The organism is Skermanella mucosa (assembly GCF_016765655.2).
Lineage (GTDB): Bacteria > Pseudomonadota > Alphaproteobacteria > Azospirillales > Azospirillaceae > Skermanella > Skermanella mucosa.
In genome coordinates this window covers 4,092,201-4,106,392 of the sequence record NZ_CP086106.1, presented here as the reverse complement: position 1 = coordinate 4,106,392, position 14,192 = coordinate 4,092,201, and the positions used below count along the sequence as shown (strand labels likewise).

Annotated in this window: 12 protein-coding genes; 6 read left to right on the top strand and 6 right to left on the bottom strand. The window is 68.7% G+C overall.

From position 1 onward, the window contains the following. The first annotated feature begins 6 nt into the window (after nucleotides 1-6). From JL100_RS19060 to JL100_RS19035, 6 genes are all read left to right on the top strand, one after another. Complete coding sequence (locus tag JL100_RS19060) at nucleotides 7-1,200, top strand: acyl-CoA dehydrogenase family protein (RefSeq protein ID WP_202679196.1); 1,194 nt, start codon at nucleotides 7-9, stop codon at nucleotides 1,198-1,200. Between the two features lie 28 nt (nucleotides 1,201-1,228). Further along, the gene (locus tag JL100_RS19055; protein WP_202679195.1) at nucleotides 1,229-2,590 is read left to right on the top strand and encodes an MmgE/PrpD family protein; all 1,362 of its coding nucleotides are present in this window, start codon (nucleotides 1,229-1,231) and stop codon (nucleotides 2,588-2,590) included. Nucleotides 2,591-2,698: 108 nt separating this feature from the next. Further along, nucleotides 2,699-3,730 (top strand): TRAP transporter substrate-binding protein DctP, encoded by a 1,032-nt coding sequence (dctP, locus tag JL100_RS19050; RefSeq protein WP_228420791.1) that lies wholly within the window; start codon nucleotides 2,699-2,701, stop codon nucleotides 3,728-3,730. After that, nucleotides 3,714-4,334, top strand: a complete 621-nt coding sequence (locus JL100_RS19045; protein WP_202679193.1) for a TRAP transporter small permease — start codon at nucleotides 3,714-3,716, stop codon at nucleotides 4,332-4,334. The genes dctP and JL100_RS19045 overlap by 17 nt, the downstream gene beginning before the upstream one ends. After that, nucleotides 4,334-5,602, top strand: coding sequence for a TRAP transporter large permease (locus JL100_RS19040; protein WP_202679192.1), 1,269 nt, complete (start codon nucleotides 4,334-4,336; stop codon nucleotides 5,600-5,602). The genes JL100_RS19045 and JL100_RS19040 overlap by 1 nt, the downstream gene beginning before the upstream one ends. Nucleotides 5,603-5,675: 73 nt before the next feature. After that, nucleotides 5,676-6,791, top strand: coding sequence for a LacI family DNA-binding transcriptional regulator (locus JL100_RS19035; RefSeq protein WP_202679191.1), 1,116 nt, complete (start codon nucleotides 5,676-5,678; stop codon nucleotides 6,789-6,791). A 74-nt stretch (nucleotides 6,792-6,865) separates the two neighbouring features. On the opposite strand, the gene JL100_RS19030 is transcribed toward JL100_RS19035, so the two are convergent. The 6 genes from JL100_RS19030 to JL100_RS19005 form a co-directional block, all read right to left on the bottom strand. Further along, nucleotides 6,866-7,738 carry an SMP-30/gluconolactonase/LRE family protein gene (locus JL100_RS19030; protein WP_202679190.1) on the bottom strand — a complete coding sequence of 291 codons (873 nt, stop codon included), beginning with the start codon at nucleotides 7,736-7,738 and terminating at the stop codon, nucleotides 6,866-6,868. A 71-nt stretch (nucleotides 7,739-7,809) separates the two neighbouring features. Then, nucleotides 7,810-8,742, bottom strand: coding sequence for a BKACE family enzyme (locus JL100_RS19025; protein WP_202679189.1), 933 nt, complete (start codon nucleotides 8,740-8,742; stop codon nucleotides 7,810-7,812). A 15-nt stretch (nucleotides 8,743-8,757) separates the two neighbouring features. Beyond that, nucleotides 8,758-9,708, bottom strand: a complete 951-nt coding sequence (locus tag JL100_RS19020; RefSeq protein ID WP_202679188.1) for a 3-hydroxyacyl-CoA dehydrogenase — start codon at nucleotides 9,706-9,708, stop codon at nucleotides 8,758-8,760. Nucleotides 9,709-9,718: 10 nt separating this feature from the next. Beyond that, nucleotides 9,719-10,495 (bottom strand): SDR family oxidoreductase, encoded by a 777-nt coding sequence (locus JL100_RS19015; RefSeq protein ID WP_228420790.1) that lies wholly within the window; start codon nucleotides 10,493-10,495, stop codon nucleotides 9,719-9,721. A gap of 44 nt (nucleotides 10,496-10,539) precedes the next feature. Then, the gene (locus tag JL100_RS19010; RefSeq protein WP_202679187.1) at nucleotides 10,540-12,603 is read right to left on the bottom strand and encodes an ABC transporter permease; all 2,064 of its coding nucleotides are present in this window, start codon (nucleotides 12,601-12,603) and stop codon (nucleotides 10,540-10,542) included. After that, the gene (locus JL100_RS19005) at nucleotides 12,600-14,147 is read right to left on the bottom strand and encodes a sugar ABC transporter ATP-binding protein (RefSeq protein WP_202679186.1); all 1,548 of its coding nucleotides are present in this window, start codon (nucleotides 14,145-14,147) and stop codon (nucleotides 12,600-12,602) included. The genes JL100_RS19010 and JL100_RS19005 overlap by 4 nt, the downstream gene beginning before the upstream one ends. Nucleotides 14,148-14,192 lie beyond the last annotated feature (45 nt).

Here is a 14,192-nt window from a genome sequence, read left to right as displayed (position 1 = left end):
AACGACATGGACGGACTGACGACCACCCCCGGCACCATTTCGATGGAACTCGGCGAGGATTATCCGGAACTGCGGGATTCGGTTCGCCGGGTCTGCCAGCGCTTTCCCGGTGAGTACTGGCGCAAGCTCGACGACGCGTCCGGTTATCCGACCGAGTTCGTGGACGAGCTGACCAGGGCGGGCTTCCTGGCGGCGCTGATCCCGGAGGAGTATGGCGGGTCGGGCCTGCCGATCCGCGCCGCCGCGGTGATCCTCGAAACGATCAACGCCAGCGGCTGCACCGCCAGCCCGGCGCATGCCCAGATGTACATCATGGGCACGCTGCTTCGCCACGGCAGCCCGGAGCAGAAGCGCCGCTACCTGCCCGGCATCGCCGACGGCTCTCTCCGGCTCCAGGCGTTCGGCGTGACCGAGCCCACGTCCGGTTCGGATACCACGAAGCTGAAGACCCGCGCCGAGCGCCAGGGCGACCACTACGTCGTCAACGGGCAGAAGGTCTGGACGTCGCGGGCGCTCCATTCCGACCTGATGCTGCTGCTGGCGCGGACCACGCCGCTGGACAAGGTCGCGAAGAAGACGGACGGGCTGTCGGTCTTCCTGGTCGACCTGCGGGACGCCGTCGGCAACGGCATGGAAATCCGGCCGATCGACGCCCTGATCAACCACAACACCACCGAAGTCTTCATCGACGGACTGAAGGTCCCGGCGGAGAACCTGATCGGCGAGGAGGGCAAGGGCTTCCGCTATATCCTCGACGGCATGAACGCCGAGCGGATCCTGGTCGCGACCGAAGCCCTGGGCGACGGACGCTGGCTGCTGGACAAGGCGGTCGACTATGCGAGGACGCGCGAGGTGTTCGGCGGTCCGATCGGGCGCAACCAGGGAATCCAGTTCCCGCTCGCCCGCTGCTATGCCGAGATCGAGGCCGCCGACATGATGGCCCGGCGCGCCGCCGCCCTGTTCGAGGCCGGCGCGCCCTGCGGCTCGGAGGCGAACATCGCCAAGATGCTCGCGTCCGAGGCCGCCTGGCACACGGCGGAGGTGGCGTTGCAGACCCATGGCGGTTTCGGTTTCGCCCGCGAATACGACATCGAGCGGAAATGGCGGGAGACCCGGCTTTACCAGGTGGCGCCCATCTCCACCAACCTGATCCTGGCCTATGTCGGGCAGCATGTCCTGGGCCTGCCCCGGTCCTACTGACCTCCGTCCTGCTACGAGGAACTGATCCATGGCTTCCCTGACCCGCGACATCGGAACCTTCATCTCCTCCTGCGACGGCGGCGGCATTCCGCCCGAGTGCCGGGAGGCCGCCCGCGTCGGCATGACGGACTGCGTCGCCGTCATGATCGCCGGAGCCGACGAACCGGCGGTCCGCCTGGCGGCCGGGCTGGTCAGCCCGGCGGCGGACGGCGGCGTGCCCGAGATCCCCTCCGGCCGCCCGCTGGCACCGCTCGACGCCGTCCTGGTCAACGGCGTGGCGGCCCATGTCCTGGACTATGACGACGTGGCGCTGGACGGCCATACCAGCGCCGCGCTGACCCCCGCTATCCTGGCCGAAGGCATGGCGTTGGGCGCCGACGGCGCCACGGCGGTCGAGGCCTATGCGATCGGCTATGAGGTCTGGGCGCGGCTGGTCGAACTGGAGCCCGGCGCCATGCACGAGCGGGGTTTCCATCCCACGGCGCTGTGGGGCACGCTGGCCGCGGCCGCGGCCTGCGCGCGGCTGAACCGGCTGGACGCCGTGCAGTCGGCCCATGCGGTAGCCATCGCGGCCTCCCTGGCATCGGGACTGGTCGCCAATTTCGGGACCATGACCAAGTCGCTCCATGCCGGCCGGGCTGCGCAGGGCGGCGTGATGGCCGCGCGGCTCGCCGCCGCCGGGTACACGGGGTCGCTCGACGCGATCGAGCATCCGGTGGGCCTGCTGCGCGCCCATTCCCCCTCCGGCGAACCCCGGCTCGATTTCGCCGGCGACCCGCTCGGCGGGCGGTGGCGGTTGGCTGGGCTTGGCGTCAACGTCAAGCAGTACCCGATATGCTATGCCACCCATCGCAGCATCGACGCGATGCTCGACCTTGTGCGCGACCACGGGTTGACGCCGAACGACGTCGCCGGGATAGAGGTCCGCATCGGCGAGACCCAGCGGCTGATGCTCCGCAACAGGTCGCCCAAGACCGGGCTGGAGGCGAAGTTCAGCATGGAGTTCGCCATGGCTTCGGCGCTCGTGGCGGGGCAGGTCGGCCTGCGGCAGCTCACCGACGAGTTCGTCGGGCGCGCCGACGTGGTCGAAGCCATGACCAAGGTCACCGTGACGACCACGGCCGAGCGCATGGCCGACATGCCGTTCGCCCCGGCCGACGAGGTCGCGGTCGTCCTGCGTTCCGGAGGCACGATCCGGCACGATCCCGTGGCGCTGGCCAAGGGCAGCTGGGGCAACCGGCTCAGCGATGACGAGCTGCGGGCGAAGTTCATCGACTGCGTGGGCGACCGCCTGGGCGGGGGCGGGGCGGCCGACCGGCTGTTCGACAGCCTGATGGATCTCGACCGCGCACCTTCGCTGTGCGGGCTCGCCGTCACCGTCGGGCGCTGACGCGCCCGCGACAAACATCAGGGCGCAGACGCGTCCTCGAGAAGAGGCCGGAAAGGCCCGGACCGACGATCCAGTCCAAGAACAGTCAGTCAAGCAAGGGAGGAAATGATGATTCCATTCAGAAAAGGACTTTTCGGGACGCTGTCCGCGGCCGTCGCCGTCCTGGTGGCGTTCGGCTCCGCCGAGGCGGCGGAGAAGCTGCGCATCTCCCTCGACACCAACCCGAGCCATGTCCGCAACAAGGGCGTGGAGCTGTTCGTCGAGGCGCTGAAGCGCCGCGTCGGCGACCGGATGGAGATCGAGGTCTATCCCAGCGCCCAGCTGTACCGGGATCGCGACGTCGGGCGGGCGCTCCGACAGGGCAGCGTCGAGATGGCCGTTCCCGGCACCTGGGTCCTCGACGGCTTGGTGCCGGCCATGGCGATGACGTCGCTTCCCGCCTTCTACGGTATCGACGAGGAGGCCACGCTGACGCTGATGGACGGCGAGCTCGGCAAGCGGATCAACGAGCGCACCGAGGAGCGGATGCGGGTCAAGGTGCTGGGTCCCTGGATGAATCTCGGCTTTTCGCATTTCTACAGCGTTTCCAGGCCGCTCCGGTCCCATGAGGATCTCCGCGGCCTGAAGATCCGCATTTCCGGCGGCACGTCCAACGCCGAGCGGGTCAGCGGCCTGGGCGGCACGCCCAACCTGATTCCCTGGCCGGACGTCCCGCTTGCCCTCTCTTCCGGCGTGGTCGACGCGATCTCGTCCACCCACGAGAGCGTCGCCAGCGCGAAGCTCTGGGAGTCCGGCGTCCGCTACGCCTTCGAGGACAATCAGTGGTTCGGCCAGTACGTGCCGCTGGTTTCCCAGAGGTTCTGGAACGGGCTTGACGGCGACCTCAAAACCGCGATGACCGAGTCCTGGGCCGAAACCATCCCGCAGGCCCGCGCGATGGCGGCCGAGGCGCAGGCCCACGCGCGCGAACTGGTGATCGCCAACGGGGTCGAGGTCGTGACCGCCGAAGAGAAGGCGCTGCGTGAGCAACGCGCGCGGCTGCTCGAGACGCAGGATCGGATCGTCAAGGAGATGAACATCGACGTCGACCTCGTAGACTTGGCAATGCAGGAGATCGACCGCCTTGGCATCGTCAAATGAGGTGATCGGCCGGGACAGGGCGCGCTATGACGCCCCGCCGGCCGCGGGTGCCGACGACCCTTCGGCCGTCCGGCGCCCCTTTCCCCGGGAATCCCGCTTCGCGGCCCGACTGCTCGGATGGGCCGACCGGCTGGAAAGCCTGCTGGTCGGGACGGTGCTGGGCGCGTCGCTGCTGCTCGTCGTCGTCACCATCGTCCTGCGATATGTCTCGCCCGTGCATGCGCCCCGGATCACCGACGAGGTGACGGTCTACATGGTCATGTGGGCGGTCCTGCTGGCCTGCGGCGGCGTCACCGCCCGGCGCGAGCATGTCAAGGCGGACCTCGTGACCTCCCTGATGTCCCCGAAGGCCCAGCGGCTTTCCGAAATCGCCGGGCAGGTGATCGGGATAGGCTTCTGCCTGCTGCTCGCCTGGTACGCCGGGCAGGTTACTTACGAAGCCTGGGATTTCGGCGACCTGTCGCCGACGAACCTGCGGTTTCCACTCTGGATCTATTATGCGGCGCTGCCGCTGGCGGCCCTCTCGATGGCCGTCCGGCACCTGATCGTCCTGGCGAGCCTGCTCGCCGGCCGGTCCGCTGCGACCGACGGGGAGGTTTCCTGATGGGCGGCATCGCGATGTTCGGCGGAATGCTCGTGCTGGGCTTCCCGATCTACTTGGTGCTGGGCGTGACCGCCTTCTTCCTGCTGGCGATGACCGGCACGCCTATGGTCAGCGTCGCCCAGAAGATCGTCGATGAACTCAATTCCCAGACGCTGCTGGCGGTCCCGTTCTTCGTGGCCGCCGCCGTGTTCATGGAGCGGGGCGGCATCGCCTCGGCCTTGATCGAGGCGACCTCGACATGGGTCGGCAGGGTCAGGGGAGGGCTGGGCATCGTCTGCGTGCTAGCCTGCTCGATCTTCGCGGCGATGTGCGGATCCAGCGTCGCCACGGCCATGGCGATGGGCACGATCCTGGTCCCGAGCATGATGATGCTCAACTACGACCGGCATTTCGCGGCGGGGGTCGTCGGCGCCTCGGGCACGCTGGGGATCCTGATCCCTCCCAGCCTCGCCATGGTGGTCTACGGCGTCCTGGCGGATGAGTCGGTGCCCCGACTTTTCCTGGCCGGCATCGTGCCGGGCATCCTCCAGGCGGCGCTGATCGGCGCCTGGGTGCTCTACTACAGCCATCGCAGGGGCTACCCAAAGGTCGAGCGAATCCCGGCGGGCGACTTCCGGCGCAAGAACCTGCGGGCCCTCCCGGCGTTCGCGATGCCGGCGATCGTGCTGGGGGGCATCTACGGCGGCTTCACGACGGTCACCGAGGCGGCGGCGCTGTCCGCCGTGGCGGCGATCGCCATCAGCATGGGCTTCTACCGGAGCATCGGTCCGTCCGACGTCCTGCCGCTGCTGGCCCAGGCCGCCCGCAATTCCGCCGCGATCATGATCATCATCGTGATGGCCCTGGCCTTCGGGCACTATGTGACGGAAAGCGGCATGGCTGCCGCCGTGGCCGCGCGGATGATGGAGTGGGACCTTCAGCCCTGGCACTTCCTGGTGCTGGTGAACCTGCTGCTGTTCCTGCTCGGCATGTTCCTGGAAGTGTTCTCGGTCCTGCTGATCGCCTTGCCCGTCCTGCTGCCCATGCTGGACACGTTCGGTATCGATCCGATCCATTTCGGCATGATCATCGTGATCAACATGGAACTTGCGCTCCTGACGCCTCCCGTCGGCCTCAATCTCTTCATCCTGTCCTCGATAACGAAGGCTCCCCTTGCGGAGGTCATCCGCGGGATCACGCCTTTCGCGATCCTGCTGCTGGTCCTGCTGATCGTCATAATGGCCTTCCCGCAGCTTTCCCTATGGCTGCCGAACCTGCTGCTGGGATAGGAATCATGGAGGCGGTCGTTGGCCGGACGGTTTGCTTTACACTTCCCCGACGACCTGACCTCCGGAAAACTCCGTGCCGGAAAACCTCATGAACGTGGCGCCCAGATTGATCCGCACCTTACCTCCCGGCCCCGGTCGGGCCGATCCTGACGAGACCGTCCCTGACATCGCCAGCGCCGTCACGATCAAGCAGATCGCGCGGGAGGCGGGCGTCGGCATCGCCACCGTCTCCCGGGTGATGCACGGACACAGGTCGGTCAGCGAGGATCTCCGCGAGCGGGTCCGCAGCGCGATAAAGCGGCTCGGATACGAACCCAACCCGGCCGCGCAGGCGATGCGGACCCGCTCGTCGCGGACGATCGCCTGCGCGATCCGCGACATTTCCATTCCCGAGTTCGCATCCTTCGTCTGGTCGGCCGAGCGGATCATCCGGGACGCCGGCTATACCCTGATCCTGACCAACACCGGCGACGATCCCCATTACGAGGCGGAACTCCTGAGGACCTTCGCCAAGCGCCGCATCGACGGCCTGCTGCTGACCAAAAGCGCCGAGGCCGTGCCGGAACTGGAAGAGGCGATCGCCCGGGTCAATGCGCCGGTGGTGCTGATCGACCGCGACGTTGGGGGCTTGGCCGATACCGTCGTCATCGACCATCGGCGGGGCATCCGCGCGGCGGTCGATCATCTCGCCTCCTTCGGGCACCGCCGGATCGCCCTGCTGACCGGCAAGCCGTTCATGCGTCCCGCGCGCGAGCGGCTTGCGGGCTACCGGGAAGGGTTGGCGGCCCATGGCATCCCGCTCGACGAGCGGATGGTCCGGACCGACAGCTTCGTCGCCGAACACTGCTTCCGCGACGTCTCCTTCATGCTGGACGGTCCGGAGCGCCCGACCGCCATCATCGCCGGCGGCATGTCCCTGCTGGTCGGCGTCCTCAAGGCGGTGACGATCCGGGGGTTGCGGATCCCTGAGGATCTCTCGATCATCGCTGGGTGCGACTCCGACCTGGCCTTGCTGACGTCGCCTCCCACGACGGCGATCCGGTGGGACATCCCCGCCTGGGGCAAGGCCTCGGCGGAATTGCTGCTGGACCGGATCAACGGCCGGCACAGCGGTCCCGGACGGCAGATGATGCTGCCGACCGAGCTGGTCATCCGCGGATCCTGCGGGCGTCCTCCCGAGCGGACGTAACGACGGCGGCGCCCGCCGGTGGGCGGGACGGGTGCGCCGTCGCGTTCCGCCCGCCGGAAGGCACCGCCCCCCGCTCAGCCCGCGAACCGCGCCTCGGGCAGGCCGCGGATGCCGAGGTCGTGGATCGCGAACAGCGCGCCGCGGAGCTGCGGGTCGTGGGGGAAGCGCGGGAGCGGCGGCTTGGACATGGACGTGACGTACAGGATGTCCAGGTCCGGCCCCCCGAACATCACGCTGGTCACCTTCTTGACCGGCATGTCGATCTCGCGGTCCAGCGAGCCGTCGGGGGCGAAGCGCAGCAGCTTGCCGCCATAGACCAGCGCCGACCAGACATATCCCTCGGCATCGACCGTGGCGCCGTCCGGCCCGCCGTCGCGGCCCTTGAACGAGGTGAAGCTGCGCCGGTTGGACACGGCCCCGGTCTCGGTGTCGTAGTCGTAGGCCCGGATCTCCTCCGACCAGGTGTCGGTGAAGTAGAAGGTGCGGCCGTCCGGGCTCCAGCACGGCCCGTTGCTGACGATGATGCCGGTGTCCAGCTTGTGGACCTTCAGGTCCGGGTCGAGACGATAGAGGTTGGCGTTCGGTCCTTCCTCCATGGTGTCCATCGACCCCGCGACGAAACGGCCCTGGCGGTCCACCTTGCCGTCGTTCAGCCGGTTCTGCGGACGGTCGGGCTCCGGATCATGGATCAGCTCGACCTCGCCGGTCTTGAAGTCCAGGAAATGGAACCCGCGCTGGAGCGAGACCACCGCCCCGCCGCCCCGACGCAGGCACATGGAACCGATCTTCTGCGGCACGTCCCAGCAGCGGACTTCCCGCCCGTCCCCGGTGCAGCGGAAGACGCGCCCGTCCATGCTGTCGATCCAGTAGAGCCGCTGTTCCTCCACGTCCCACAACGGTCCCTCGCCGAGCGTCGTCTTGACGTCGGCCACCACTTCGATCCTCATGGATTTCTCCTTATTTTCTTTGGGATTTTCCTGCGGGATCTTGCCGCGGGATCTTCCTGCGGGCCGGATGCTCAGAAACCGACCTGGTCGCCGCCCTTGAGCGCCAGGATCTCGCGCGCCTCGGCGGCGGTCGCGACCTCAAGCCCCAGCCCCTCCAGGATGCCGCGCACGCGGCGGACCTGGGCGGCGTTGCTCTCGGCCAGCTTGCCCGGACCGTCCCACAGGCTGTCCTCCAGCCCGACCCGGACATTGGCGCCCATGGCGGCGGCCATGGCGGCGATCGGCATCTGGTTGCGCCCGGCGCCCAGCACCGACCAGCGGTACTCATTGCCGAACAGCCGGTCCGCCGTACGCTTCATGTGGAGCACGTCCTCGGGGTGAGGCCCGATGCCGCCCAGCAGGCCGAACACGGTCTGGACGAACAGCGGCCCCTTGACCAGCCCGCGGTCGCGGAAATGGGCGAGGTTATAGAGGTGCGAGACGTCGTAGCACTCGAACTCGAACCGGGTGCCGTTCTCGGTGCAGGTCCGCAGCACGTACTCGATGTCGCTGAAGGTGTTCTTGAACACCAGGTCGCGGCTGTTCTCCAGGTGCTGCCGCTCCCACTCGAACTTGAACTCCTTGAAGCGGTCCAGCATCGGGTACAGGCCGAAATTCATCGAGCCCATGTTGAGCGACGCCACCTCCGGCTGGAGCGTCGCCGCCGGGCGGACCCGCTCCTCCACCGTCATGTAGGGGGCGCCGCCGGTGGTCAGGTTGATCACGCAGTCGGTCCGCTGCTTGATCACCTTCAGGAAGGGCTGGAACGCCTCCGGGCTCTGGTCCGGCTTGCCGGTCTCCGGGTTGCGGGCGTGCAGGTGGACGATCGCCGCACCGGCTTCCGCCGCGCCGATCGCCGCGTCGGCGATCTCCTCCGGGGTGACCGGCAGGTGGGGCGACATGGACGGGGTATGGATCGCGCCGGTGACGGCGCAGGTGATGATGACCTTGCGGGCTTGTGCCATTGTGGTCGTTTCCTCTCAGTTTCCGATGTCGGTGGCGGCGTTGCGCTTGTGCCGGCTCAGCGCCATCAGGCGCCGGTCGCGCCAGCGCTGGCGGTCGGCCAGCTTGTCCGCCGGGGTGCGCTCGCGGCGCTGGCGTTCGACCTTGTCCAGCACCTCGCCGGTCCAGTCGGCCCTGCGCTGCATCGACTTGTACAGCTGTTCGTACAACCCGCCGTAGCGCGAGACATAGTCGCGGACGCCGCCCGGCGCGTTGAGGTCGATCGTCTCGAACGGCCCGATGAAGGACCAGCGCAGCGCCAGTCCCTCGCGCAGCCCGACATCGACGTCCTCGACCGTGCAGTAGCCGTCGGCGACCAGCCGGAACGCCTCCTCGAGCAGGGCGCCCTGGAGGCGGTTCATGACGAACCCGTCCAGTTCCCGCGACATCACGATGGGCGACTGCCCGATCGCGCGCATGATCTCCTCGGCGCGCTTCATGGTCTCGGGCGTGGTCCAGGGGGCCGGTACCAGCTCGACGGCGGGGATCAGGTAGGGCGGGTTGATCGGGTGCGCGACCAGGCAGCGGCCCCGCCCGCCCAGATGTTCGGTGAAGGCGGACGGGACGATGCCGGACGTGGAGCTGGCGCACACCGCGTCGGGCGGTACCAGCGGGTCCAGGCCGGACCAGACCTCGCGCTTGATCTCGACGATCTCGGGCGTGTTCTCCTGGACCCAGGCCGTGCCGTCCAGCGCCTCCGGCAGGGTCGCCGCGACGCTCACGCGCGCCGCCACGTCGGCCGGCGGCTGGCCGTCCAGCAGTTCCTCGCGCCCCAGGTCCTCCAGAAGGCCGACCAGGATGTTTCGGCTCGCCTCGGCGGCGCCCTCGGCCTGGTCCCACATCGCCACGCTCCAGCCGGCGCGGGCGAAGGCGATGGCCCAGGATCGTCCGATCAGGCCGGAGCCGACGATGGATGCTTTTCTGTTCATCAGCGTTTCCTCACAGGGTTTCGACGTTGCCGCAGACGCTGAGCGACTGGCCGGAGACGTTGCGTCCCGCGGGCGAAGCCAGGAACAGCACCATGGCCGCGACGTCGTCGGCCGTCACCATACGGCGGAGCGAGACCTTTTGCAGGTATTCGCCCTCCATCTCCTCGTAAGCGACGCCGACCTGCTTGGCGCGGGCGTCGATCACCTTCTCGATCCGAGGGCCGGCGACGATGCCGGGCAGGATCGCGTTGACCGTGATGCCGAACGGTCCCAGCTCCTTCGCGAGGCTCTCGGTCAGCCCGATCACGCCCCACTTGGCCGCCGCGTAGGGCGTGCGGTAGGCATAGCCCAGGCGCCCCGCGACCGACGACATGTTGACGATCGCGCCGGCTCCGACCGCCTTCAGCATCGGCACCGCGCGCCGGGCGCACAGGAACTGGCCGGTCAGGTCGATGTCGATGCAGCGCCGCCACTCGGCCGGGTCGATGTCCTCGACGGCGCCGGTCGGCCCGGCGATGCCGGCATTGTTGACCAGCATGTCCAGGCCCCCCAGGGTCGCCCGGACGTCCTCGAACAGCCGGTCCACGGCAGCCTCGTCCGACACGTCGGCGACCGTGGTCCCCGCGTCCGGCAGGGCTTCGCGGAACCGGCCAAGTGCCGCCTCGTCCACGTCGCAGACATGGACCTTCGCTCCGGCCTCGGCGAGGGTCTTCGCGATGGCGAGACCGATGCCCGAGGCGCCCGCGGTGACAAGCACCCGCTTTCCATTGGCGCGCATGTCCGTCATGTTCTTCTCTCCCCCGTTTATCGTTCGTTCAAGTGCTCTGCCGCTCAGGCGGACCGGTCCCGAAGGGCCAGCACGGCGCCCAGCACGACGGCGCCGAAGATGATGTCGCGCACCGACGACGGCAGCGTGGTTCCCGCCAGCAGGGTGGACAGTGTCATCAACAGCAGGACGCCGCCTAGCATACCGAGATAATGGCCCCGCCCCCCGGTGATAAGCGCGCCGCCGACCACGACGACGGCGATCGAGGGCAGCAGGTACTCGTCACCCATGCCCAGGCTGGCCTGTCCGCTGAAGCAGGCCAGCAGGATGCCGACCAGGGCGGAACAGAAGCCCGACAGGGCATAGACGCCGATCAGCGTGCCGCCGACGGGCACGCCGCTGAAGCGCGCCACGGTCGGGCTGTTGCCCACGGCATAGATGCGCCGGCCGAAGGTGGTCCGGCCCAGAAGGACCACGGCGGCGGCCACGAAGCCCGCGACCAGCCAGACGGCGGGCGTGGCGCCCAGCAGGTTGCCGGTCATGACCCAGCGCATGGCGGGAGAGGCGAAGCCGTCCGGCGTTCCGCCGCTGTAGACCAGCGCCACGCCTTGCAGGATGCCGTTCATCGCCAGCGTCATCACGATCGGCGGCAGGCCGAACAGCACGATTCCGACGCCGTTGATCGCACCCAGTCCCGTCCCCAGCGCCAGCCCAAGCGGGACGGCCCACAGCACCGACTCGTCCGCGCCGCGCACCAGGCCGGCGACGACGATCCCGACCAGCGCGATCATCCAGGGCACCGACAGGTCCAGCCCGCCCGTCAGGATCGCCGCCCCCTGTCCCAGGGCCAGTATGGCCAGGAACGAGGACAGCACGATCAGCGAATTGAAGTAGCCGGGATTGGTCAGCGTGTTGCCGTAGACCAGGTGGGTCGCGACCAGCACCGCGGCGAACCCGATCCAGGCCGGCACCATGTAGCGCAGCGTCTCGCGGTGGCGCGCCAGCCAGCCGGCGGGCGTGCCGCCCTCGACCGGGCGCGCCTTCGGCAGGGTTGGCCGGGCCGGCATGCCGGGATGGCGCGCGGCCATCGTGCCGCCGGACCGGGCGCGCAGCTTCAGCAGTCCCAGGCGGATGGATGTCGCCAGCGGCGAGTGACGGCCGACGCCGCCCGCGAGCACCGCCAGGATGATGATGGCGCCCTCGGCGACCGAGCTGTAATAGGCCGAGACGTTCAGCACCAGCAGGATGTTCACCGCCATCATCAGCGTGTAGGCACCGATGATGGAGCCGATGGCACCGCCCCGTCCTCCCCCCAGCACGGTCCCGCCGAGCGCCACCGCCGCGAAGATCTGAAGCAGCATGGGCCGGCCGACCAGCGGATCAGCCGAGCCGGTCTGGGCCGAGATGAAGGCCCCGGCGGCGCCGTAGAACAGCCCGGCGACGACATAGGCGCGGAACTTGACCGACGCGGTCGCCAGGCCCGCGGCCTTGGCCGCCTCCTCGTCGCCGCCGACGGCGTAGAGGCCGACGCCGAACCGCGTCGACTTGACCAGCAGCCAGGCGACGGCCGCCACGCCGACCCACAGGATCGGGGCGGGCAGCACGCCGGGGATCGCGTCCCCGACGAAGAAGCTCATGAATTCGGGCGCGATGGCGCCGCCCGGCGCATCCATGATCAGCAGGGTGATGCCCTGGGTGATGAACATGGTGGACAGCGTCACGACGATCGGCTGCATCCGAAGATATGCGATCAGCACGCCGTTGACGGCGCCGACAGCGCCTCCGATGCCCAGCGCCACGAAGCCGAACAGGATCTGGGACCAGATGTCGGTGCCCATGCCGCTGCCGAGCACCACGTTGACCAGTCCGATCACGGCACCGGCCGACAGGTCGAATCCTCCGGTCAGGACGACGACGGTCTGTCCCATGGCGGCCAGCGCCAGCGTGGCCCCGCCCGCCGACATGAAGCTCAGCTCGAAATAGCTGAACGGGCCGGGCGTGATCATGTCCACGGTCAGGAACATCGCCGCGAAGACCGCCAAGGCGATCAGGATGCCGCGGTGGCGCGCCAGGGCCGGGCCGAAGCCGGACCGCCGCGCCGACGGATGGTGAAGGGTCTGGGCGCTCATGCCGCGATCTCCCGCTTGCGTCCGGTGGCGCCGCCCAGCGCGCCGTGCATGATCCGCTCCTCCTCGATGGCGCCGCCCCGCAGTTCGTCGACGAACCGGCCCGAATACATGACGAGCACGCGGTCGCACAGGTTGACCAGTTCGGCGATCTCGGTCGAATAGAACAGGACGGAGCCGCCGGCCTCGACGAAGCTGCGCATCATCACGTAGAGCTGGTGCTTGGTGCCGACGTCGACGCCGCGCGTCGGGTCGAACATCAGCAAGGTCCGGCTGCCCGCCAACAGCCATTTGGCGATGGCGATCTTCTGCTGGTTTCCCCCGCTGAAGGCGCCGCTGGGCGTGTAGAGTGCCCTGGGATGGACCTCGACCTGGTCCAGCACCTCCGCGACCGCCGCCTTCTCCGCCTGGCGGTCGATGAAGCCGGCGCGAGAGAAACGGTCGAGAACCGGCAGCGAGACGTTGAACCGGCCGTCCAGCCGCAGGAACAGCCCTTCGGTCTTGCGTTCCTCCGGCACCAGCGAGATGCCGATATTGGACCGGATCGCGTCGCGGGGCGAGGTGATGGTCACCTCGCGCCCGTCCACCTCGATCCGGCCCGACGTCGGGGGCATGATGCCGAACAGGGTCTGGAACAGATCCTGCTGGCCCATCCCCTGGAGCCCGGCGACACCCAGGATCTCCCCCGGCATCAGGTCGAAATCGGCATCCCGCAGCTTGCCGTCGGTGGTCAGCCCGCGTGCGCTCAGCACCGGGACGGTGCCCGCGGGAACCGGCCGGGGCTCCGGCTTCGGCGGGAAGGTGGCGGCCAGCGAGCGGCCGATGATCATGCGGATGACCTCGTCGTCCGAGATCTCCGACACCTCGCCGGCACCGACGTCCTTGCCGTTGCGCAGCACGGTCAGCCGATCGCAGAACAGCCTCACCTCGGCCATGCGGTGCGAGATGAATATCGTGGTGACGCCGTCGCCCTTCAGCCGCTCGATCAGCCCGCCCAGCCAGTCGATGTCGCGGCCGGACAGGGCGGAGGTCGGTTCGTCCAGCAGCAGCACGCGCGGTTTGCGGAAAATCGCGCGGGCGATCTCGACCTTCTGCCGCTGCGGCAGGTCGAGGCTGCCGACCTCCGCGCGCGGGTCGATGCCGCCGAGGTCGAGGCGCTCCAGATGCTCGCGCACCTGGGCATCCCCGCGGCGGCGGCGCAGCAGGCCGCCGAAGCCCGTGGGCGCGTAGGGCAGCAGCAGGTTCTCCGCGACCGTCAGGTCGCGGACCAGGCTGATTTCCTGGAAGGCGGTCTGGACGCCGTGCCGGTGGGCGTCGGCCGGACGGGAGAGCTGGACTTCCTCCCCGAAGATCCGGATCGATCCGGAGTTCGGGCGGATCAGGCCGGACAGCAGCTTGACCGTCGTGGACTTGCCGGCGCCGTTCTCGCCGAGCAGGGCGTGCGTCTCGCCCGCCCGCACGCTGATGGAGGCGTCGTCAAGGGCCATGGTCGGGCCATAGGCCTTGACGATCCTGTCCATCCGCAATGCCTCGCTTCCTGCGGTCATGCGCGGGATCTCCCCTGAAAAACGGGATATGCGGAGTTCGGGATA